At 31.5% G+C, this 21,897-nt stretch carries 21 protein-coding genes and 2 tRNA genes; 7 read left to right on the forward strand and 16 right to left on the reverse strand.

Annotated elements, in window-relative coordinates:
* Positions 1-7: 7 nt before the first annotated feature.
* The 4 genes from ACZ5LY_RS06350 to ACZ5LY_RS06365 are packed head-to-tail and all read right to left on the reverse strand — an operon-like array spanning position 8 to position 2,642.
* Positions 8-694, reverse strand: a complete 687-nt coding sequence (locus ACZ5LY_RS06350; protein ID WP_013413279.1) for a glycosyltransferase family 2 protein — start codon at positions 692-694, stop codon at positions 8-10.
* The gene (locus ACZ5LY_RS06355; protein ID WP_464577469.1) at positions 688-1,287 is read right to left on the reverse strand and encodes a flavodoxin family protein; all 600 of its coding nucleotides are present in this window, start codon (positions 1,285-1,287) and stop codon (positions 688-690) included. Before ACZ5LY_RS06355 ends, ACZ5LY_RS06350 begins: the two co-directional genes overlap by 7 nt.
* 13 nt (positions 1,288-1,300) lie before the next feature.
* The gene (gene ribC, locus ACZ5LY_RS06360; RefSeq protein ID WP_464577471.1) at positions 1,301-1,762 is read right to left on the reverse strand and encodes a riboflavin synthase; all 462 of its coding nucleotides are present in this window, start codon (positions 1,760-1,762) and stop codon (positions 1,301-1,303) included.
* Between the two features lie 10 nt (positions 1,763-1,772).
* Positions 1,773-2,642, reverse strand: a complete 870-nt coding sequence (locus tag ACZ5LY_RS06365; RefSeq protein ID WP_013413282.1) for an ATP-binding cassette domain-containing protein — start codon at positions 2,640-2,642, stop codon at positions 1,773-1,775.
* A gap of 61 nt (positions 2,643-2,703) precedes the next feature.
* Here ACZ5LY_RS06365 and ACZ5LY_RS06370 point away from each other — a divergent pair.
* Together ACZ5LY_RS06370 and ACZ5LY_RS06375 are read left to right on the forward strand one after the other, a co-directional pair.
* Positions 2,704-2,777: transfer RNA gene (locus ACZ5LY_RS06370), tRNA-Val, on the forward strand.
* 3 nt (positions 2,778-2,780) lie between these two features.
* Positions 2,781-2,854: transfer RNA gene (locus ACZ5LY_RS06375), tRNA-Phe, on the forward strand.
* Here ACZ5LY_RS06375 and ACZ5LY_RS06380 read toward each other — a convergent pair.
* From ACZ5LY_RS06380 to tes, 6 genes are all read right to left on the reverse strand, one after another.
* Positions 2,836-4,119: a tRNA (N(6)-L-threonylcarbamoyladenosine(37)-C(2))-methylthiotransferase gene (locus ACZ5LY_RS06380; protein WP_464577473.1), complete on the reverse strand. Its 1,284-nt coding sequence runs from the start codon at positions 4,117-4,119 to the stop codon at positions 2,836-2,838. The genes ACZ5LY_RS06375 and ACZ5LY_RS06380 overlap by 19 nt on opposite strands.
* Before the next feature lie 85 nt (positions 4,120-4,204).
* Positions 4,205-4,858, reverse strand: a complete 654-nt coding sequence (locus ACZ5LY_RS06385) for a protein-L-isoaspartate O-methyltransferase (protein WP_013413284.1) — start codon at positions 4,856-4,858, stop codon at positions 4,205-4,207.
* Entirely contained in the window at positions 4,855-5,472 is a 618-nt protein-coding gene (locus ACZ5LY_RS06390) for an HVO_0476 family zinc finger protein (RefSeq protein WP_013413285.1), read from the reverse strand. Before ACZ5LY_RS06390 ends, ACZ5LY_RS06385 begins: the two co-directional genes overlap by 4 nt.
* 13 nt (positions 5,473-5,485) lie before the next feature.
* Positions 5,486-5,974, reverse strand: a complete 489-nt coding sequence (gene hacB, locus ACZ5LY_RS06395) for a homoaconitase small subunit (RefSeq protein WP_013413286.1) — start codon at positions 5,972-5,974, stop codon at positions 5,486-5,488.
* Positions 5,971-6,945 (reverse strand): beta-ribofuranosylaminobenzene 5'-phosphate synthase, encoded by a 975-nt coding sequence (locus ACZ5LY_RS06400; RefSeq protein ID WP_013413287.1) that lies wholly within the window; start codon positions 6,943-6,945, stop codon positions 5,971-5,973. The genes hacB and ACZ5LY_RS06400 overlap by 4 nt, the downstream gene beginning before the upstream one ends.
* A gap of 4 nt (positions 6,946-6,949) precedes the next feature.
* On the reverse strand, positions 6,950-8,422 hold the full coding sequence (gene tes / locus ACZ5LY_RS06405) for a tetraether lipid synthase Tes (RefSeq protein WP_013413288.1): 1,473 nt from the start codon (positions 8,420-8,422) through the stop codon (positions 6,950-6,952).
* An 86-nt stretch (positions 8,423-8,508) separates the two neighbouring features.
* Between tes and ACZ5LY_RS06410 the strand changes: the two genes are divergently transcribed.
* Positions 8,509-9,012, forward strand: a complete 504-nt coding sequence (locus ACZ5LY_RS06410; protein WP_013413289.1) for a CDP-2,3-bis-(O-geranylgeranyl)-sn-glycerol synthase — start codon at positions 8,509-8,511, stop codon at positions 9,010-9,012.
* Here ACZ5LY_RS06410 and ACZ5LY_RS06415 read toward each other — a convergent pair.
* The 6 genes from ACZ5LY_RS06415 to truA are packed head-to-tail and all read right to left on the reverse strand — an operon-like array spanning position 8,993 to position 15,830.
* The gene (locus ACZ5LY_RS06415; protein WP_013413290.1) at positions 8,993-10,015 is read right to left on the reverse strand and encodes a hydantoinase/oxoprolinase family protein; all 1,023 of its coding nucleotides are present in this window, start codon (positions 10,013-10,015) and stop codon (positions 8,993-8,995) included. The two genes, ACZ5LY_RS06410 and ACZ5LY_RS06415, sit on opposite strands and share 20 nt — an antisense overlap.
* Positions 9,996-11,000 carry an ATP-grasp domain-containing protein gene (locus tag ACZ5LY_RS06420; protein ID WP_013413291.1) on the reverse strand — a complete coding sequence of 335 codons (1,005 nt, stop codon included), beginning with the start codon at positions 10,998-11,000 and terminating at the stop codon, positions 9,996-9,998. The genes ACZ5LY_RS06415 and ACZ5LY_RS06420 overlap by 20 nt, the downstream gene beginning before the upstream one ends.
* Positions 10,997-12,298, reverse strand: a complete 1,302-nt coding sequence (locus ACZ5LY_RS06425) for a nucleotide sugar dehydrogenase (protein WP_013413292.1) — start codon at positions 12,296-12,298, stop codon at positions 10,997-10,999. Before ACZ5LY_RS06425 ends, ACZ5LY_RS06420 begins: the two co-directional genes overlap by 4 nt.
* Before the next feature lie 37 nt (positions 12,299-12,335).
* Positions 12,336-13,640, reverse strand: coding sequence for a non-hydrolyzing UDP-N-acetylglucosamine 2-epimerase (wecB, locus tag ACZ5LY_RS06430; protein WP_013413293.1), 1,305 nt, complete (start codon positions 13,638-13,640; stop codon positions 12,336-12,338).
* Positions 13,641-13,645: 5 nt separating this feature from the next.
* Entirely contained in the window at positions 13,646-14,959 is a 1,314-nt protein-coding gene (locus tag ACZ5LY_RS06435; protein ID WP_013413294.1) for a DUF460 domain-containing protein, read from the reverse strand.
* Positions 14,960-14,996: 37 nt separating this feature from the next.
* Positions 14,997-15,830, reverse strand: coding sequence for a tRNA pseudouridine(38-40) synthase TruA (gene truA, locus ACZ5LY_RS06440; RefSeq protein WP_013413295.1), 834 nt, complete (start codon positions 15,828-15,830; stop codon positions 14,997-14,999).
* Between the two features lie 26 nt (positions 15,831-15,856).
* Between truA and ACZ5LY_RS06445 the strand changes: the two genes are divergently transcribed.
* From ACZ5LY_RS06445 to ACZ5LY_RS06460, 4 genes are all read left to right on the forward strand, one after another.
* Positions 15,857-16,771 (forward strand): DMT family transporter, encoded by a 915-nt coding sequence (locus ACZ5LY_RS06445; RefSeq protein ID WP_013413296.1) that lies wholly within the window; start codon positions 15,857-15,859, stop codon positions 16,769-16,771.
* Positions 16,772-16,869: 98 nt separating this feature from the next.
* Positions 16,870-19,668: an FmdE family protein gene (locus ACZ5LY_RS06450; RefSeq protein WP_464577479.1), complete on the forward strand. Its 2,799-nt coding sequence runs from the start codon at positions 16,870-16,872 to the stop codon at positions 19,666-19,668.
* 99 nt (positions 19,669-19,767) lie between these two features.
* Positions 19,768-20,643, forward strand: coding sequence for a DUF1002 domain-containing protein (locus ACZ5LY_RS06455; protein ID WP_013413298.1), 876 nt, complete (start codon positions 19,768-19,770; stop codon positions 20,641-20,643).
* Positions 20,644-20,646: 3 nt separating this feature from the next.
* Positions 20,647-21,723, forward strand: a complete 1,077-nt coding sequence (locus ACZ5LY_RS06460; protein ID WP_013413299.1) for a hypothetical protein — start codon at positions 20,647-20,649, stop codon at positions 21,721-21,723.
* The last annotated feature ends 174 nt before the right edge of the window (positions 21,724-21,897 follow it).

The raw sequence follows: 21,897 nt of genomic DNA on the forward strand, positions 1-21,897 counted from the left end.
TGCACCTCTACCTTCTAAACCTGTTTATCATTATTCTAAGAGCTATTTTAATTCCTTCTATGGGATTAGTACCTTTATTTAGGCTATATTCAGTGTAAAGTGTTTTAATATTCACTTCTTCAATTTTAAGGTTTTTCCTTTTTATTTCTCCAATTATGTCAGACGAAACAGAATAACCACGTGAATAGATTTCTATTTTTTCTGCTGCATTCCTTGTAAAAGCTCTTAATCCACATTGCGAATCATTTACATGTAATCCATAAAAAAGAAATGTAATAAAGTTAAGTATGATATTTCCAATCCTTCTTGAGAATGGCATCTCTGAAAAATTTCGTTTACCAATTACAACATCTGCTTTGTCCCTTTTCAATACATTGAGAAGTTTTTGAATATCATCAGGGTCATGCTGACCATCAGCATCAAAAGTGACTATGTAGTCAGCATTTTTTCTTAATGCAGCTTTTATTCCTGTCTTCAATGCTACTCCTAGTCCAGCATTAACTATGTGGTGATATACATGTAACTTGTCCCTATATTTTGATTTTAACTTCTTCAATATTTCCCTTGTCCTATCTTCAGATCCGTCGTTTACAACAACCACTTCATAATTTCTTTCGCATAATTCAGTTACTACCTCTTCAATATGTTTTTCTTCATTATATGCTGGAACTACTACCATTACTTTATCTACCATTTTTCCCCACGATGCAACTTTAATGCAACCCTAGCAACTCTTCTCCCAAGGTTTTCAGAAGTTTCAATGCCTACACCATCATCTTTACAATCTCCCACGGCAAATCCAACCCCTGTGCCTCCATAGTGAGCTGTTGGTGATGCATCGCCAACAACTATAGCTTCATGAATTAGGAAGAAATTATGTATTGACATGCATGAAGTTTCTTGGCCTCCATTACGTGATCCACCGACTGTTATTGCACCTCCAACTTTATCTCTCATTTCAAACCCATTTGCACGAAGAGGCAATGTTCTATCCATGAAAATTTTTGTTTGAGCAGATATGTCTCCAAAGTAAACTGGGCTTCCAATAATTATTCCTTGACTTTCTCTTATTTTATCTAAGATTTTACCCATGTCATCATCTATTGAACATCTTCCTTCCTTTCTACAAGTCATACAAGATTTGCATGGATTTATATCATATTTTGCTAAATGTATAAGTTCTGTTTCAGCTCCTTCTTCTTCTGCAGCTTTTAATGCTTTTTCAACTAAAAATTTTGTATTACCTTCAAGTCTAGGACTTCCAACTATTCCTATAACCTTAACCATATAATTCACCTCCCTATAAAGGACCTACATCTGGTTTTCCTTCTCTTTTTCCCATTCCAGCTTCCCTTATCATTTTTTTTGGTTTAAATAACATTTTAATAAGATTTTGCGCATGTTCTCTTGCCCGTCTTTCTGCCAATAATTTTAATTCCTTAGGATCAACTTCTTCATCTTCATGAACAAAAACTTCTAAAATATGTGTATTTGTCATGAGTTGTGCTTGTATGAGACCTAAAGAAGCTTCATGAGCACACATTTTGTCTATTTTAGTTGGTCCTGGCATTCCAAATGCCATAACAATATCACAGCCTTCTTCTTCAATTAACTTTTTACATGCGACTGGAAGATCTTTAATACCTGGAACTGTATATCTTATTATTTTTACGTTTGTGGCATGTTTTTTTATTTCATCTATTGCTGCTGATGCCATATCATAACGTGCAAAAGTGGTATCACATATTCCCACCTTTTTCATGATATTCCACCTAATTAGAATAATTTTTCTTTTGACATTTTATTTTACGTATAAATTTAATTAAATATCTTCTTGCTTCTCCGATTGTTAATGGATATGGTTTACTAAAAGGCAAACCATCTTTTTTTGTCATGATTTCAATTAGGTGAGCAACTCTTGGAAGTCTTAAATCACTATTTCTGATAACATCTACTTCACTAAACGTTTTTTTAGGTTTTCCTTTTTCAATAATTTGTCCATCTTTCATTATATATACATAATCAGCAAGTAATGGTACAAGATCAACATCATGTGTTGAAATTATAATAGTGGTACCAGATTCATTGAGTTCATGGATTAATTTAACAATTTGTGATGCTCCTTTTGGATCTAAACCAGCGGTTGGTTCATCCAAAATCATGACTTTTGGTTTCATAGCTAAAACTCCAGCTATTGCCACTCTTTTTTTCTGACCTCCACTAAGGTGGTGAGGTGCTTTATTTTCAAAACCTTTCATTCCAACCTTAGATAAGGCTTCATGTACTCTTCTTTTAATTTCATCCTCATCTAAACCTAAATTTAAGGGTCCAAATGCCACATCTTCTTCAACAGTTGGAGCAAACAACTGGTCATCAGGATTTTGAAAAACTATTCCTACCTTCTGTCTTACTTCCATTAAACCTTCCTTACTATAATCAATTGGCTTGCCATCTACTATAATCCTTCCAGAAATTGGTTTAAGTATTCCATTAAAATGTAATAATAAAGTTGTTTTACCAGCCCCATTTGGACCTAAAATAGCAGTGATTTTATTTTTCTTAGCAAAAAAATTCACATTTTTTAATGCTAGTGTACCGTCAGGATATTTATAAGATACATTCTCGGCTTCAATTATATTCATGGTAACACCTCAATTTAAGAATGGAAAAAGTTATATATAACCACTTCTAAAAAAATAAAATGGGCCGGTGGTCTAGTGGCCTAGGATGCCTCCCTGACGAGGAGGTGGTCGCGAGTTCGAATCTCGTCCGGCCCACTTGCCGTGGTAGTTCAGCCTGGGAGAACGCCGGACTGAAGATCCGGTTGTCGCCGGTTCAAATCCGGCCCACGGCATCTCCTTTTAAATATGTAGAGGTTGCTTCTTTTATTTTAACTTTTATGATTTCTCCTGGTTTTCCACTATTGACAATTACTGGGATATATGAACTTGTTCTGCCAATATATCCGCCTTTTTTACCTTTCTCAACAATAAGTACTTTTTGCTCTGTTCCTACTAGCTTCTTATTTTCTTCCCTCATTATTTTATTTTTTATTTCCTCAATAATTCTTGATCGTTCTTTAACCTCATTATGGTCCAATTCATCGAGTTTTGAAGATTTTGCTCCGGGACGATGTGCATATCTTGAGGAATGTATGAAGTTGGGTTTTATCTCATTCAAAAGTTCGCATGTCTTCTTAAAGTCCTCTCTACTTTCTGTTGGAAATCCAACAATGATATCTGTTGCTATACTAATTTCTGGAATTTTTTTTCTGAATTTTCTTACAATCTTTTTGAAATCTTTGACTTTATAACCTCTGTTCATGTCCCTCAGTACTTTGTCGCTACCGCTTTGAACAGGTAAATGTAAAAATTTGTATATTTTTTCAGAATCATAGGCATCTACCAATTCATCCAAAATTTTTTTAACGTTTTTAGGATGCATCATTCCGACTCTGATCTTAAATTTTCCATCTAAGGATGTTATTTTATTTATTAATGTGGGTAAGTCACATCCAATATCTCTGCCATATGCTGCAGTATCTTGTGCAGTTAGTTGTATTTCCACACAACCATCTTCTATTGCTTTTTTAACATCTTTTACAATAGAATCAAGAGGATAACTATATAGTCTACCTCTTGCAAACCTTGTACAACAGTAACTACAGTTGCCTAGACATCCTTCACAAATTTGAACGATATGGACGTGAGAATTAAATCTCTTTTTAGGCATCTCAACCTTAATTTTTGAGTCTTTGCCATATACTTTCTTTTTGTTACCATTTATTACGGATTTTACAACTTCTGGGGCTTTATGGAGTTTGTGAGGTCCCAACCAAGCAGATTCCGGTGCTATTTTTTTTAATTTTTCAGGATCTATTTCAACCATGCATCCAGCTACTATTAACTCTTTTGATTTGTAAGTATTTTGCAATTCTCTAATTCTGTTAATAATTTTGTGTTCAGTTGGCTGTTTTACATAACATGTGTTTAAAATTATGACATCTGCTTCATCTATACTGTCAACTACCTTAATGTTTTCTTTTTCTAATATTCCTGCAATTATTTGTGAATCTGCTTTATTATATGTACATCCATAGGTTTCTATGTAGACTTTCATGGTTCCTGATCATCATGTTTTTGACAAAAAAGTAGATTTCTATATTTTAGTTTTAAAATTTTAAATAAATAAATTTTTTTGGAATTTATTCTTTCCATCCATATTTACCAATAAGGGGTACGAATGCAACTCCCCCTAAATTATGCGTTTCATATTTATTTTCTTTTATCTTTTCAACTAAAATGAGATTTTGATAAAATCTACTACTCCCCACAGGTATTAATAATTTTCCTCCAACCTTTAATTGTTTTTTTAAAGGAGGAGGTATTTGCGGAGCAGAAGCAGTTACATATATACGATCATATGGTGCTGCATCTGGGTAGCCAAGTGTACCATCTCCAAATATTACTGTCACTCTGTCATCATACCCAAGTCTCTTTAAATTATTTTTTGCCATATTGTATAATGATTTTATGCGTTCTATACTATAAACATGGCCTTCTTTCCCCACAATTTCAGCCACAACAGCAGCATTGTATCCACAGCCTGCTCCAATCTCAAGAACTTTCATCCCTTTCTTAAGATCAAGAACTTCACATATCATTGCAACCATATGTGGTGCTGAGACTGTTTGTCCTTCTCCAATTGGCAATGGCTGATCTAAATATGCATATCGCCTCTGATCAGGTGGTAAGAATTCTTCCCTAGGTACTTTTTCCATTGCTTTTCTAACAGCCTCAGATTTTATATATCCCATCTCAACAAGCTCTCTTATCAATCTTTCTTTCTCATTTTTCAACTAATCACCAAAGAAGTTAGATCATATTTATATGGAGCATCTGGCTTTAGAGGAACTGTATATAATCTTTTTATATTCTTAGCTTTATCAGAACCAGTTCTTATTGTTTTCTTTTTGGTTCTTATAGCTCTTATCTTAACTACATGTTTACCTATTTTTATTGTGTCACCTATCCCAAAAGTAAGATTCCTATCAACCTCTAATTTTTTAGATAATATTTCACCACCAAAGTCAATTGATAATCCTATTCTTGCAGGTTTTTCTAATGTGACAGTCCAAAGAGTATCTATATCCTGTGCTTTACATTTTTTAACTCTGGTACCATCACTTTTTTCAATAGATGTTATTTTTGATGCTCCACTTTCAGTTTGTATTATATCTCCAACAGAAAATTTTTTACTTGGTAATACAAAAATTTTTTCTTTCCAAGATTTTTCATATTTACTTACAATTACATTTATTTTTATTGGTATTTCACGTCCTAAAACATCTCTAAAGACTGTGTCACACTTCCTACATCTAAACAATGCTCTTTTAATTTCTTTATGTTTCTTTATTTCTGTTTCAGACTTTAAAATCTCAAGATCTCTTGATCCACAATTAGGACATTTCATACTCATTCCTCATTTAAAAAGAATGTTGATTTCTCTTTAAATATTGTATAATTCCTCCTGCTTTCAAAATATCAAGAATAAATTTATTATATGGCTTTGCTTTAAACACTTTCCCTGTTGTTACATTATGTATAATCCCTTCCTCCAATTTAATTTCTAAAAGATCACCGTCACTAGCATTTACATTTGAAATAATTGCTGGTAGTCCTATATTTATAGAATTTCTAAAAAATATTCTGGCAAACGATTTAGCGACGATGGCCGAAATGCCTAAATGTTTAAGTACTTTTGCCGCCTGTTCCCTAGATGATCCACATCCAAAATTATTTCCAGCCACTATTATGTCACCTTTTTTAACTTTTTTTGGAAATTCAGGCCTTATTGGTTCCATTGCATGAGATGCTAGCTCATCTAAATTAAAAGTTCTTAAATACCTTCCAGGGATTATTGTATCTGTATCGATATTGTCACCAAATTTCCAAACTTTACCTTTGATTATCATTTTTTAATTTCAGCTCCTTTGTTTTGTGCATTAGTTATTATAACCTCACCTTCATCTCCTATCACTTCTCTAGCTGCATTTGCAATGTCTTTTGCATTACTATCTGTAATTCCATATACGGTTGGGCCAAATGAGCTCATACCAGCACATACTGCACCAGCGCTTTTCATATTTTCTATAATTTTGTCTACATATTTACTTTGCAATTCTCTTTCTATTTTTTTGAAACCTAAATTTTGAATTTTGTTTATACAATCTCCGAACTCTTCTATATCTTTCTCAATCAATGCAGGCAACATTTTCATGAGTATTATGTGACATATTTTCTCAACATCTCTTAATGGGATGGGACAATATTTTTTAAAAATATTAACTTCCTTGTTTCCAGATATTGACCTACCACTATATGGCATTGCAACTATAATTTTCCAATCTTTTGGAAAATTGTAATTTACAAGAATTGGAGGTGGAGAAGCCTTGGAAGCTGAAGATGGAAGAAAATCCTTTTTTTCTGATGTACTATGTCCACCATCTACAATAAATCCACCATTTTCAAAAGCTGCTACTCCTATCCCAGATGTTCCTCCACGACCAACTATTTTTGCTAGTGATCTTGCATCACATTCATAACCTAAATAATGACTTATTATTTTTGCTGTTGCCAGTGCAGTTTGTGTTCCTGATCCTAATCCTGCATGTGCTGGATATGTTTTTTTTACATTAAACTCAAAATTAGTATTTTCATCAAAATAATCTAGAGTTTTTTCCGTAGCCATTTTTATTTTATTTATATATTCTTTTTCACTATAAACTTTACCACTAAATTCTATCTTACTTCTCTCTGCAGGTTCACCTTTTATTACAATAGATGGTTTTTTCAATGTAATTCCAATTCCACCATCAATTCTTCCTATTTTTCCATTTAAATCTATTAAAGTTATATGCAACCTTGAAGGTGTTTTTACTTCCATGATATCACTTCTTCAAAGGCTTAGAAAATTTTTTCTCAATTATTTCTCTATGAATTGAATTCATACTACAGAAAGGTATTATACGACCATCAGGAGTTGCATAATGTATTATACACCTTTTTACACGTTCAATATCAAAATTCCATGGATCCATAAAATGCATGCATGATATTAATAAACTTTTGTAATGGAAATCTCCAAGTGCTTCATATGATCTTTCTTTGAAAATTGACAATATTAATTTTTTCATATCAATAGATTTTGGTACTTTGGACATCTCCATTATTTTTCTTAAATTAAATGCTAGTCTACCAATTGCTTTAGCTTTTCCTCTAACACCTTTACCTTCAATATCTTTTTTAAGTTTGTACATTAATTCAAAGAACTCATCCACATTTATGAATCTTGTTATAGGTACAACCTCGTCATCATCTATGAATATATATGTTGCTGCTCCACAATGTTGATGACATGTGAATTTCACTTGAGCTTCCCCTTCAAGTGCTTCAATTAATTCTGATATTGGAACTACTGATGATGCAGGATAAAAGTCATCGACAGTTATCATGCCTTCCGTCTGTTTTTCAACTAATTTCATAAAGTCAGGTATAGTTATCCTTCCTTCTTCAACATCGTTACTATGAGTTCTTCCTGTAAAGGAGACGGGTTGAAATGTAATACCACGAATTACATCATGATTATCAATAGCAAACTTAATAATATCGCCTATTTCATGATCATTAACACCCTTAACTAATGTTGGAACTAATACAATTCCTAAACCAGCCTTCCTACAATTTTCAATTGCATCTAATTTTATAGGTAAGAGATCTTTTCCTCTCAAAGTGATATATGGGTCACTAGTAACACCATCAAACTGTAAATAAACGGTGTTTAAACCAGCATTTCTTAGTTTTTTTGGGAATGAAGGATCTTTTCCTAATTTCAATCCATTTGTAGCTATTTGGACATGTGTAAATCCTTCTTCTCTAGCCAATTTTATTAACTCTAAAATGTCTTTTCTAACTGTTGGTTCTCCTCCAGCATACTGGATTGCAGGAGTAGGGACGGGTTTATTATTTCTTAGAAGTCTTAACATTTTCCTTATTTCCTCATAAGATGGTTCATATAGATATCCGGATGTAGCAGCATTTGCAAAACAAGTAGGACATCTTAGATTACATCTGTTAGTTACATCTATTAGCCCCAATACTGTGTGGCTTTTATGCATTTGACAAAGTCCACAATCTTGAGGACAATTTTTTCCATTTGTTTGTGGATTTTTTATTCCATCCCCAACATGTTCATATTTCTCAAATTTTTCATATAATTTGCTATCACTCCAATATGTATTCTTAAAAGTACCGTGTTCTGGACATTTCTTTGTTATGATGATTCTATTATCTTCTTCAGATATTTCTGCATCAATAGTTTTTAAACATTTAGGACACAAACTTTTTGTTTTCTTTTTAAGCACATTTTCACCTTCTATCACTTTTGCATGATTATGATTTTTATAGAGCCAAATATAAATTTAAGGAAATAAAAATTGGAGAGAATTATATGGAATTGATTGGTGAGATAATTAATGCTATATTTTTTATATTACCAGCATATATTGCTAACGTAACTGCACTTATCTTTGGTGGAGGTTTGCCTTTAGATTTTGGAGTTCATTTTATTGATAAAAAAAGATTAATTGGAGACGGTGTTACATGGAAAGGTACTTTAGCTGGAACTTTCTTTGGAACTTTAACAGGGTTTGTTGAAGGTTTGTTAGTTGGAGAAGTTATGCATAGAACTACTTTAGGATTTCTCCTAGGGTTTGGTGCATTGCTTGGTGATGCATTTGGAAGTTTCATTAAAAGAAGATTAGGTATAGAGAGAGGCAAACCTGCTCCAATTCTTGATCAGCTGGACTTTGTGGCCGGTGCATTATTATTGGGATCTATTGTCACTTTACCACCAGCTGAGGTAATATTATTTGTAATAATAATAACCATTATTCTCCATATTTTTACAAATATTATAGCCTATATTTTAAAAATTAAGGATGTTTGGTATTGAGATGTTTACTCATCATTATTGCAGATCCTATTGCAGGCATCACTGTGCACTCTTCTTCTGAGAAAAATTTGTCTAACCTTATATTTTCTATTCCTAAAACATCACATGCTTTTTCTGCAAGCTCCATTCCAAGACCAGTAGTAACAATTAAATTTAATCTTTCCCTGCTTACAACTTCACTAATTGCATCTGAAACCTGAAGTACTTGTCTATCAGCTATATATTTGCATATTGATAGTATGTCTTTCTTACTCAGTATGTCCATGTCTGCACAAACAACCTTTGCTATTCTCCTCATAGCATCTTTCTTTGTTTTTCCTCTTCCATCTGGGGTATCACATACATAATCTTTTTTATCTATGTTACCTAATATCAAATGTACATCTGCAGTTATTGCAAAAAGTTCAGATGAAACACGGTACCATTTATCATCAATAGGGACCCTGTCAACAATAGTTGCCACATTAGTCCTAAGCATGCCGGTATATACTAGTTCTCCAGTGTTTAATCTTTCAATATCATATTTACCTCTAGCAGCTTCAGAACCATTTCTTATAGGTATGATGTCTGTGGTAGTACTTCCAATATCAACAAGAATACAATCTTCTACAATTCTTCCTACAAGTTCTGCAGTTGCAACCCAATTAGCTGAGGCAACTTTTATTGGATCCTTTTTTGCCTCGTTTGGAGTTAATATCCCAGAAAAGCTTATATACCCTGTAGGGGCATTTGAAACATTTTCAACTATGTTTAAAATATCTAAAACTCCTTCTTTTTTGTTTTTGTATGCATCGCTAAGTTCTGCAGTCATTGTAACTCCTATTCCATCTATTTTACTTTCTTTCTCTAAAAATCCTTTGATAGTATCTTTTAACTTTTCTTTTTCTTTCCACACTGGCAGATATTCAAAATCTACATCTATTCTTTTTATTTTATCCTTTTCGAATTCTACTAATGCAAAATCTGTGTTGGCCCCTCCTATATCAAATCCCACAATTTTCATCTATTCTCACCAATTTTAAATCCTTGTCTTCTTTTTTAAATTCAATACAACTCTTTGCGTTGATACTAACTTCAGAAGGTAAAATACCTTCTACAGAATTAATTATAGCTTCTCCAAGATTGAAATTAACTAATTCTCTTAAGGCAATATATGGTGTAGTTACTCTTGAATTTATTTCAACAACATATACTCTATCAGAAACTACTAAATCTACACCTACATATCCTTTTATTCCATCTATGCTTTCAACAGCATTCTTAGCTGTTTTCATAATTGATTTAGCGTTTGGATGTTTATATGGGACTAATCCACCTAAATATCTCATTTTTCCGTTTTTTATTGATATGTATTGTCTGTTAAGTGATATTGGCACCGCAATTTTACCATTGGATAATAGACTAACACTTACATGTTTTCCTTCTATAAATTTTTGCAATAAGTATTTTTCATTGTCAATTTTTTTAAGGCTTAATTCTTCAATTGAATCCAAAATTTTTATATTTTGACAAGATACACCATCTCTTGGTTTTAAAACCAATTTACCATCTATTTTTTCTTTTTTATAATTTTTAACTTTATATGTTTCTATTACATTAACTTTATTTTTTAAAGATTTGTATGTGAGCCATTTATCTGAACATTTCAAAACTGCATCACTATTAGATCCTATTATTTTTATTCCAGAATCTTCAATCAATTTTGTTAATTTATAAAGTTCCATGTCACTTTCTGGAGCCACAAAAAAACATGAATTAAAATTTGAAATATTTTTTTCAAGCCAATCATAAATACTTTCATTTTTCTTTAAAAATAATGGCCTTATAGTTTTGAATTTTCTTATTTCACCTATATTTTCTGATATCAAATAACAAGCATCTAAGCCATCAAGGTCCTTAAGAATTGCTTCTAACATTGCTTTTCCTTCAATTAATAGTTCTGGATCATTGAGACCTTGGGCAGTTGCATACTCAAATACAAGTATCAAATGCGACCAACCCCTCTAAATAAAATACCTTTACGCAGAAAACCATTGGGCTTAAGTAAGGGCCGTGCACAAATAAATATTGAATTTTGAATCATTTCTGGAGATATTTTACGATAATCATCATGGTCAGCCATAAGTACTATACAATCACAATTTAACACTTCATTTAATGTGGCAGGCTTTGCACCCATTTTTTCTATCTCTTCATCAGATACATAAGGATCGTGGGCAAGCACAGTAGCTCCAAAATTTATGAGTTCATTTATTAAAGGTTTTGATGGCGTTCTTCGAGTATCAGAAACATTTCCCTTATATGCAACGCCTAATATTCCAATAGTACTTCCTTTTAAATTTTTACCTTTCTCTTTCAGTGATCTTTTAATCATTTTGAAAACATGGAAAGGCATGTATTCATTAATCTCTCTAGCAGTTCTAATTAGTTTAGCATCTATTCCTTTTTTCTTAGCAACATCGACAATGAAGTAAGGGTCAACTGATAAACAATGTCCACCAACACCAGGTCCTGGTGTATGAATATTAACTCTTGGGTGATAGTTTGCAGCATTTATTGCATCAATTGCATCTACACCTAAAGATTCGCATATCATTGCGAATTCATTGGCTAGAGCTATATTAACATCTCTATATGTGTTTTCCATTAATTTAACCATTTCGGCTGTAACTAAATCCTTCACAATAATGGTTTTGCCACATGTAATATGTTTGTAAAGTTTGGCAGTTCTCTTAGCTGTTTTTTTGTCACTGGCGCCTATAACTCTTGCGTTATGAGTCATTTCATAAAGTGTATTATGCGGCAATGCTCTCTCTGGTGTATAAGCAACTCCAAAATCTTTAACAACATTGAGTCCACTTTTTTCTAGAATAGGTATAACAACATTGTCACAAGTTCCTGGAGGAACTGTACTTTCAACTATAACTAAATCTCCTTTTTTTAAACCGCGTGAAATAGTTCTACATGCTGAAGAAATGTAAGTTAAATCAGGTCTATTTTTTTCAGTCACCGGAGTTGGAACAACAATTATAATTATCTTTGCTTTCTTTGCTGCTTCAACGCCATCCATAGTCGCTGTTAATTTTCCATTTTTAACTACTCTTTCCACAAGTTCATCAAGTCCAGGCTCAAGAATATGAGATTTACCTTCATTTACGCTTTTTACAACTTCTTCATTTATATCAACGCCAATTACATCAAATCCTTTGTCTGCAAAAAGAGCAGCTGCCGGAAGACCAATATGTCCTAATCCAAATACTGCAATTTTAGGTTTATTTTTCAACATGACCATGCCTCACTAGTGCAAATTAACTATATTGGTTTTAAATTGATGTTATTAAAACGTGTTTGTTTTTAAGATTTAAATTAGGATATGGAAATTTTGGTTTTCCATTTTCATATACTACCTGCACATTGACGTCATAGGTTTCTTCAAATTCTACTACAGTCATGTTTTCCTTGACATATTTAAGAGTTCTTTTTGGAATTTTCATGAATTTTTCACTAGGAGATATTTTTAATTTTCCATCTTTAGATGCATTAATTATACTCTCAATAATTCTTTCGGATGCCTTACCATCACCATATGGGTTGGTAGCATTTTTCATTTTTTCTCTAAATTTTTTATTATTAGCAATTAGTCTAACATATTTAATTATTTTGTCTTTTCTGGTTCCTACCAATATATTGCCACCAGCATCTACAGTCTCTATACGTTCTGTATTGTATCTTAATGTAAGACATGGAACATTTAAAGTTATAGCTTCTTCTTGAACACCTCCAGAATCAGTGAGAACGATAAAAGACTCAGATAAAAGTAATAAAAAATCAAGATATCCTAGTGGTTTCAAAATATGCACATGTTCACATTTTTTAAGTTCAGAATACAAGCCAAATTTTTTTAAATTTTTTCTTGTTCGTGGATGAATAGGAAACACAATGTTAAATTCATCTAATTCTTTTAAGGCTTTAACAATATCATAAAGCCTATTTTTATTATCAACATTTTCTGCCCTATGCAAAGTTATTGTTATTATTTTTCCTGAATTTAATTTTTTAGCAATATTCTTTTTTTTCTTTTTTGCAATTTTTAAATTTCTTATACATGCATCTACAACAGTGTTTCCAGTTATGTATATATTTTTTGGATTTAAACCTTCAAATATTAAATTTAACGCTGCTTCTTCTGTTGGTGCATAGTGTATAGTAGAACACATGTCAGTTATAACCCTGTTTATTTCTTCTGGCATTGATTTGTCAAAAGATCTTAAACCAGCTTCTACATGCCCAACAGCTATATGCATCTTCGAAGCTGCTAAAGCACCTGCAAGTGTTGCATTTGTATCACCTTGAACTAAAACTAAGTTTGGATCTTCTTTTTTTAAAGTTTTTTCGATCCCAGTAATCATTTTTCCTGTCATTTTTCCATGAGAACATGACCCAACACCTATATTATAATCAGGAGATGGTAATTCCAACTCGAAAAAAAACTGGTCTGACATCTCATAATCGTAATGTTGTCCCGTATGTATTAAGGTGAAAGAAATACTTTCATTTTGTAATTTATCGATTATTGGTGCCATCTTTATTATTTCAGGTCTAGTTCCTAAGACAATAGCTATCTTCATTTATATCACTCAAGTTTTCTTTTCCTTTTATTCCTGTATTCCTTAATAATTTTTATTAGCTTTTCTCTCATTTTTTCCCCATGTCTTTTTTTCCATCTTTTGATACTCTTATTCAATTCTTCTAAATTAACTATTGCAAATCCATTTGAAAACTTTAAATTTAATTCTGAAATAGATATTACAGGAATATTTCTTTCATCAAAAACTTCTTTAGCACTAGGAGAAATTTTACCATCAAATATAATACACTTTGGTTTTATATTTGATAAAAGTAAAGCAGTTGATCTTCCTCCAAGTTCTGGTTTAAGAATTAGTAATACATCGTCCTCAGTGACATGCCAATTTTCACATGCCTTTTTTATTCCTTCTTTAGTAAATGATTCTATAATTTTCACAGGAACTTTATTTTTGGAGTAAATTATATCGATTAACTTGTGCAATGACTTTAAGTTTTCTTCTAATTTTTTTCTTAATTCTAGCTCTCTTCTGTATTTTTCTTGTAAAGACTTTATAATTTTTATTTTTGCAGAAAGTTCCTTGTTTAGAAGTAAACCTTTTGAATATTCATAATGAAGTTTATTGATTTTTTCCTTTAATTTTTTATTTTCTTTTGACTTTTCACTTAATATCCTTTTTAACTTCTTATTTTCTTTTTTTAATTTTTTAATTAAATTGTTTTGATGTCTTATTTTCCTTTTATAAATGTTTAACAATCTTCTTAATTTGTAAAATCTCTTGGATTTTATTTTTGGTTTTGGTTTCTTTTTTTGCTTCTTTTCTTTCTTTTCGGATTTTTCCTTTGAAACAAGTTTTATGGCATCGCTAATAGGTTTATCATCCCTAATAACTATGCTTTTAACATAATTCTTCATAGATTCTTTAATTTTCGAACTTTCTAATTTTTTATCAATTTGTCTTAGTTTGCCTTCATAATGTTTGTAAGTTTTAATAGCAGAAGCAAGAGCATCTCTTTCATGTGAATTTTCAGGTTCTAATTCATATTCCTTTTCAGAAAGAAAATTCTGAACAATTTCATTTTTTAATTCTTTTGACAATGATTTATGAGGAACATATATTTTTGAATTAAGAATTGTAGCTAATTTTTTGACCATTTTAGGAGGAGGACAAACATCTGTTCCAACTATAATTGTTTTACCATGCTTAATGATCTCATTTACTATATCGCTCAAAGAAGGGTTTTTCATACTTTTCAATGTTAATAACTCATAATTTAGATCAATGATTGCTAATCCTACAGTGTGGCCAGGATCAAGGCCAACTATTATTGCTTTTTCATTTTCATTACCTACTAAATTTATAACCCCCTAATTCAATTAATACTTCATAAAAGACACCTTATGAATTTTCTTTTCTTTTATCTATTTCTTCTTTAACAAATTCTGACATTGTTTCCCTTACAAAATAAGCAGATCTATATTTAGTTAATTCTTCTTCAAGTTTTGACATGAACTTTAAATAAGCTTTTTCTTCATGTTCAAATTTCACAGGTGGCTTATACATAACTTTCATTAATATTAAATTTTCTGGGGGCATGGGTTCTATGTAAACTTTTTCTTCTGTATCTAAAAATTCATCTATTTTTTCAGGTTCATATTCTTCTTTTCCTATATCAAATAAAACTTTAACCATTTTTCTAACCATTTGCCATAAGAAACTTTCTCCAATCACATCGACCCAAATATATTCTCCTTTATCAACTACGTCCACTTTTTCTATATACCGTATAGGATTTCTTTCTTCAACCCTACGAGAAAAATTTGTGAAGTCATGCCTTCCTTCAAACTTTTTACTTGCTTCTTTCATCAACTCAATATTTAAACCATCGTTTGGTAATACATATCTATAGTGTCGCCTGTAAGCATACCTTGTCTTGAAACCATAAGGTACTGATGCCTTCCCAAGTATATATACATCATCAGGTAAACAACTATTTATCTGATTTATTATAACATCCTCGTCAGTGAAAAATGTTACAACATTGCCCAAAGCATGTACTCCTTTGTCTGTCCTTCCAGCGGATCTGAATCTTGCCACTCCTGATTCATCTAGAATTCCAGTCTCAACTAATGCTTTTATGAGTTCTCCTTCGACAGTTCTGAGATCTGGTTGCCTTTGAAAGCCAAAAAAATGAGTACCTATATATGCAACCTTTAATGCTATCTTTTTCATAGTTAACCACTCCATAAGGTGATAACATGGAAAAATGGGGATATCTTAGTGCACTCTTAGCAACAGTGTTATTTGGATTATCAGCTGCCTTTAGCAAAATCATGGTTAAATATGTTCATCCAATAGTGTTAGGAGCATTAGTGTATATAATAGCTGGTGCATTTCTTTTTTCAATAAAATTTTCTCCTATAGGTGAACCATTGTTAAAGCTTTTAAACAAGAGCATGTATACTGAAGATTATATATCTAGGAGAGATTATATAATACTTATCATTACAGCCTTATCCGGTTCCTCGATTGCACCATTTCTATACTATACTGGATTAAAATTTGTCAGTGCCGTAAATGCAGCTTTACTTTTAAATGTTGAAGTCTTATTCATAGTAATTATGAGTACGTTTATTCTTAATGAAATATTTAAAATTAAAGACGTAGTTGGTATGTTATTAATACTTACAGGTGCAGGTTATATAGCTACTCAAGGAAGTTTCCAAAATTTTGGTGGAAATTTAGTTGGCAATTTTTTAATAATATCTTCAGCTTTTTTTTGGGGAACTGACACAGTTTTAAGTAAATTTTTAAGTAAAAAAAGAGATTTAATTTGGATATCAGCAGTTAAAAGTACTATTGGTGGATTATCACTTTTATGTGTAGCTATTTTATTAGGTCTAAATTTTAAAATACCTGTCAATATGATACCATTTCTTACCTATGTTTCTATATTTAGTACTGGTCTAGCATTCATTTTAGTTTATTTTGCAATCAGGACAATTGGGTCAGCAAAAGTTGGATCTATATTTCCATTATCTTCATTTTTTGGAGCACTTTTTGCATCTTTTATCCTATCAGAAGAATTTGGGCCAATAAAGGCTTTTTGTGGACTTATAATGCTCCTTGGCGTGTTTTTACTTTACCATGAAAATAGCAAGTCTTTGTTTTAAAACATTTTTTAATTCTATTCAAAAAATAATAAAAAATTTTATATAATGTATTACTCAATAATTCCTCATGTAGTAATAACAAAAAAGGAGGTGAAAAGTTGAGGAAGTTTTTAGTGATTGCATTGTTTGCAGTGTTTTTATTGATTTCAGGGGCTTTTGCTGAAAATAAAACATGTGAAGTTAAAATAAATTTAAAATGGCAATACAATGAAACTGTAAATCCAACGATTGATATTAAAGCCGATAATGAGAGTTTAAATTTTAATAAATACATGGAAAACAATACTTCTTTGATTGTGAGATTTCAAGGTGATATTCAAAAACCATTTTTAATCACTATAAAAGCTCCTGGTTATCAACCTGTAACCAGAAATTTCGTTGTGGATCAAAGTGGTAAAGCAGTGTTGTCAGTAAATATGAATGCTAAGGAAAGTTATATCATTGGCAGAGAAATAACAAAAAGAGCTAGTAAATTTTTAGATTTTAAAAATTCTGATAACATACTTGTTATTACAACAGCTGGACATGTTAAATATAAAAATGAAACAACAGAAGATGCAATTGAAGGTATTTTAAATGAACTTGGGAATTCTGTAAGTTTTGGTAGAGGAAACATTCTTCTGCTGAGAAAAACTGCACTAGATACATTGGACTTTGCATTTATAACTAAAAAAGGTAAAAATATAACTATGGCCTATTTCAGAAATGCTAGTTTTTCACCTGTTTATATAGGCACAATATCTGAAAATATGAGTATGAAAGAATATTCCAAACTTTGTAACAGTTTAGGAAAAGATATTGCATTTAGTATTGCAAGTATTGCCAATGCTTGGGCATTAGGAGTTTCAGCAGATATATTAAGAGAGGCTGCATTTCATGGACATTTATGTGCTGGTACAATATGTGGATATGCAATGGTAGAAACATTGCTTAAATATTATCCTCCAAAAGGAGGGGCTATGGGAGAAGGAGTTAGTTACATTGTCCTTGGTGTCCCAGGTGGATCAGATGACGATGTTTTTGTTTATTCAATGGATGCAACACCAGGAAAGAGGGCATACATAGGCTACAATACCACCAATGATCCAAATATAGTAGGATTTATACGTTGGGATTCAAACAACAAAAAAGGAACTTTAATTGTGATGAAATATGATGTAAAAGAACTTGCAGAAGAATTCAAAAAAATCTATGGTCTAAATATTAAGGAAGATACACCTATCGAACTTAAATTCAATTCATGGCTTGTTAAAAAATTGATAAATAATCCAGAATCATTAGTGAAAATTTTGTATGCATTTGACAATCTCACAGAAGAACAAGTAAATTATCTTGCAGGTGGTACTAGTGGACGTACAGTTCAAAGTGCACATGGATTAGACATGAGTTACATTTTAAATCAAACAAATTTAGTGAATGCAACACCAGAAAACTTCATGCAGAAAAAAGGTAATCTAACTTATGATCAATTAAAAACAATTGGATTAGAAGCTGCAAGGTTGGCAGTGGATATATTTAAACAGTGTGGAATAAATGTTGAAAAGGACAATCTTAACTTTTTAGTTTTAACTTCAGCTGGTTATGCACGATTAAATGGCCAAGATACAAGCCCAATGTGGGATGGTATATATGACATCCTTGGTTCAAGGTTGAGTAGAAGAACTTTGTTACCAGTGCACAGTGCACTATGGAGTCCAATATGGTTTACATTTATATTAAAAGATGGTAAATACAATTCAAGTATATTAGGCAAAATAGGCGGCTTTGGAAAATTTAAATTCAATATAACCAAAGATGATAATCTACTTTTTGCTATCCAAATTGTCTATGATCCAGAGAAAGGATTAGTTGTAATTAATGATACAAAAGGTCCAATATACGACATTGGACCTGGATGGAATTATACCAACCCATCAGTTTCTAAAATATTCAAAAATTGGAACAGTGTAGTCACAATTTCTAATGGATGGTCCTACGAACCGCCTTTTGATATGTTGATGGTTTATCTATTCCACAACCACATTTGTCCAGGAGTTTCCCCATCTTATTTAATAACAAATTATATATTCCAGAATTTTCCACGAGGGAAAGATGAAAAATATATTTACATTACTACTACGGATTATTGTAAAGATGATGGTATATTGTTGCTACTTGGTGTATCACCAGGAGCTGGGACCTACTATAATTTACGATTAAGTGACAATGATACCCAATCTCCATCCATTAATGGAGGAAACATGGAAGGTATACTCATTATCTGGAATGAAAAATTAAACATTGGAAAGGCAGTGATAATTACATTTAAGTGGCCACAGTTCTATCCAGGAACAAATTCATTAAAAGCATATATAGACTGGTATAAAGGAAAAGATCCTAAAGGAGTGGCCTCACCATATATACTAACTAAAGAGACAGAGAAATATATTACTGGGGATGAATTAAGCGTAATTTTAAAAGGTAGTAAATATTTATCTTCAGGCAATGTACTCAAATTTATCATGGAACTACCAAATCGTCAATTATCAGATTTAATTTCCGTTTTACCAATTTCATATCCAACTCAAGTAACTCGTCCAACAAATGTTTCAACTTTAATATCTCATGTAATCACTGGAAGTTCGATTTTTACAAGGATAATACCATATATATCAGGATTAGGAATTCCAATACATGAATCCATAAGTGGGATTTCAGGTCCTTCAGGTAAAGTTGGTGGTGAAATTGGTGCAAGAGGAGCAGCTCAAGCTGCTGGAGCAGCAGGTAAAGCATATGAGATTACACCAGTGTCTAAGGGAATTGGAAAGCCAGGAATTCCATTTGCAGGAATAATTGCTGTTATAATATTGATTGCATTAATAGCAGTAGGATATCTATTGAGAAGGCCGGAGAAATGATTTTCTTATTTTTTAATTTTTTATTTTAAAAAACAAAAAACTTAATTTAATTCTTCTAATAAGTTATTTGTAAAAATTCTAAAAGAAAAAGGTGAGAAAATGAAAAAAATTTTAATTATTGTAATGATATTGCTTTGTTTATCAAGCCCATTGTATGCAATGTCCAATCTACTAGTGACATTAGGAGAAGCAACAAACTCAAATAAATATTATAAAAGTAAAGTTTTGAGTTATTTTCAATCAAAAATCAATAAAAATATCAAAGATGCTAAAATATGTGTTATAACAGCTTCTGAGGTTAATGAAGTATCAAAAAATATAACAGGTAAAATTTATGCTCCAAGTCAAATATATTCATGTGCATTAGTTGATTTAAGTTACAACCAAGGAATAAAAGTTGAAGTAGATAAAAGTAAAATAAATATTGTTACTCCAGAGATGTATGCAAATGCTTTAGAATCCACAGGAATTGATAAAGGTTATGTAGTAGTTACATCCCCAGTGCCAGCAACTGGTGAATCTGCTTTAGCAGGTGTATTAAAATCTTATGAAGTGGCTGTAGGTGTACCAATACCAGAACCTGCTAAGAAATTATCTGTCGAAGAATTGAATCTTCAAAATAAAATAAGTAATGAAACTAATCAAAGTGGTGAAAAAATAGCAGCATTATTTAAAGAAGTTAAAAATCAAGTTAGAGAACAAAATATTCAAAATCCTGAAGAAGTTAAAACAATAATACGTAATGTAGCAAACAATATGGGTATAAATATTTCACAATCACAAGTAAATAACATGTCAAATTTAATTACAGAGTCACAAAAATTACAGAATACTTTACAAAATTTTAAACAAAAATTAAATGAAATCGCTGGGACACAAGGCTCAGGAATATTAGACCAAATATACAAGTTATTACAGGAATTTGTAAACATAATTCAAAATATATTCAACTCTTTGCAGAATATGGGGAGATAACAAATGATTATCGCCCAAAATAATTTACAATTTATATTAGAAGTGGCAATTTTAGTGCATTTAGGAATTCTTTTTTTATTTAATCTTTTAAATGTGTCCTTGAGATTGGCATTATCACTAAGTTTATTATTGACAATGTTTCTTTCTTTAATATTCAGTTTAGACACATTATGTTTATTTTTACCATTTGTTTCACATCAAGAATTTACACATGCATTTGGTCCACTTTCAATTTTGGGTTGGGTAACACTCACATCTGGAATACAAATTTTAAGGGAAAGAGGTGTAACTTCCCCATCTTTATCAAAGATCAATATTTTATTATTTTTCATAATATTGATTGCCGGGGGAATTATGCATAGATCTTTCTTGTTAATGTGGCTATTAGGTGTTGGCATTGGATATTATTTAATTTCAAAATGTTATAAAACAAAAACTAAAATAAAATTTAAAACTATTTCTTATTTTGTGGTAATTGCTCTTACCTCATTTACAGTATTAGAAATTTTGTCTAGAATACTTAATTTGGAGGTTCTTAGTCCTAGTGTGAGAATATCAAGAGTTGAAAAAAATATAATTCCTAGTTTACAAATGGTACTTCCAAATATTCGGTTCTGGGGACATGTTCCAGGATCCTGTCATTGGGGAAGCGAATGCCTTGGCGGCGCTGATGGATATATAACACTTCCAGTGACATTAATACATTTTCTCAGGCTCCCATATCATATATTTTATGGTATACTCGTAAATCAGAAAGATTACATTGATTATATGCTTCCAGGTATATTTGCAGTTGCTTTTGATGGAGGTTATTTCTCATTGCTGTTTTTACTTGTCTGGGTAGCATTTGTAACAATTTTAGCATCCAAAATATTAAAAAAATATAAAGAAAAAAGGTCTGAAGGAAGTACACGATATTTAGGCAGAGAGGCATTACTTATAGGATCACTATCAGCATTTATTTCTCAAAGTATGGTAGGTCTTTTTGTAGTTAATCGTAGTTTCAATGAATCAGCGCTCCTTACTTATATAATAATTTCTGCTTTAACAGTCGCACATGTAATCAAAGTAGAGCAGTGAACTTCTCCACAAAGTCCCTTCTTTATAGAGAAGACTTGTTTGAAAAATTATCTCTTTATATGAAATAATCCTGAAAGGCTATCAGAGTTGTCTCTTCCATCCTTTAGAATCTTACATGCTAATATAATCTCTTAACTTATTTTCATAGCTTATCCTTTTGACGTTGGATTTACT

The sequence above is a fragment of the Methanothermus sociabilis genome, from assembly GCF_055392295.1.

Bases quoted from the DNA above. Each gene is read 5' to 3' on its own strand.
- ACZ5LY_RS06390 (WP_013413285.1), bottom strand. From the start codon at position 5,472: ATGAAATGTCCTAATTGTGGATCAAGAGATCTTGAGATTTTAAAGTCT.
- ACZ5LY_RS06365 (WP_013413282.1), bottom strand. From the start codon at position 2,642: ATGAATATAATTGAAGCCGAGAATGTATCTTATAAATATCCTGACGGT.
- ACZ5LY_RS06425 (WP_013413292.1), bottom strand. From the start codon at position 12,298: ATGTTGAAAAATAAACCTAAAATTGCAGTATTTGGATTAGGACATATT.
- ACZ5LY_RS06445 (WP_013413296.1), top strand. From the start codon at position 15,857: ATGGAAAAATGGGGATATCTTAGTGCACTCTTAGCAACAGTGTTATTT.
- ACZ5LY_RS06410 (WP_013413289.1), top strand. From the start codon at position 8,509: ATGGAATTGATTGGTGAGATAATTAATGCTATATTTTTTATATTACCA.
- wecB (WP_013413293.1), bottom strand. From the start codon at position 13,640: ATGAAGATAGCTATTGTCTTAGGAACTAGACCTGAAATAATAAAGATG.
- ribC (WP_464577471.1), bottom strand. From the start codon at position 1,762: ATGAAAAAGGTGGGAATATGTGATACCACTTTTGCACGTTATGATATG.
- ACZ5LY_RS06455 (WP_013413298.1), top strand. From the start codon at position 19,768: ATGAAAAAAATTTTAATTATTGTAATGATATTGCTTTGTTTATCAAGC.
- ACZ5LY_RS06415 (WP_013413290.1), bottom strand. From the start codon at position 10,015: ATGAAAATTGTGGGATTTGATATAGGAGGGGCCAACACAGATTTTGCA.
- ACZ5LY_RS06355 (WP_464577469.1), bottom strand. From the start codon at position 1,287: ATGGTTAAGGTTATAGGAATAGTTGGAAGTCCTAGACTTGAAGGTAAT.
- ACZ5LY_RS06400 (WP_013413287.1), bottom strand. From the start codon at position 6,945: ATGGAAGTAAAAACACCTTCAAGGTTGCATATAACTTTAATAGATTTA.
- truA (WP_013413295.1), bottom strand. From the start codon at position 15,830: ATGAAAAAGATAGCATTAAAGGTTGCATATATAGGTACTCATTTTTTT.
- ACZ5LY_RS06380 (WP_464577473.1), bottom strand. From the start codon at position 4,119: ATGAAAGTCTACATAGAAACCTATGGATGTACATATAATAAAGCAGAT.
- ACZ5LY_RS06460 (WP_013413299.1), top strand. From the start codon at position 20,647: ATGATTATCGCCCAAAATAATTTACAATTTATATTAGAAGTGGCAATT.
- ACZ5LY_RS06350 (WP_013413279.1), bottom strand. From the start codon at position 694: ATGGTAGATAAAGTAATGGTAGTAGTTCCAGCATATAATGAAGAAAAA.
- hacB (WP_013413286.1), bottom strand. From the start codon at position 5,974: ATGATAATCAAAGGTAAAGTTTGGAAATTTGGTGACAATATCGATACA.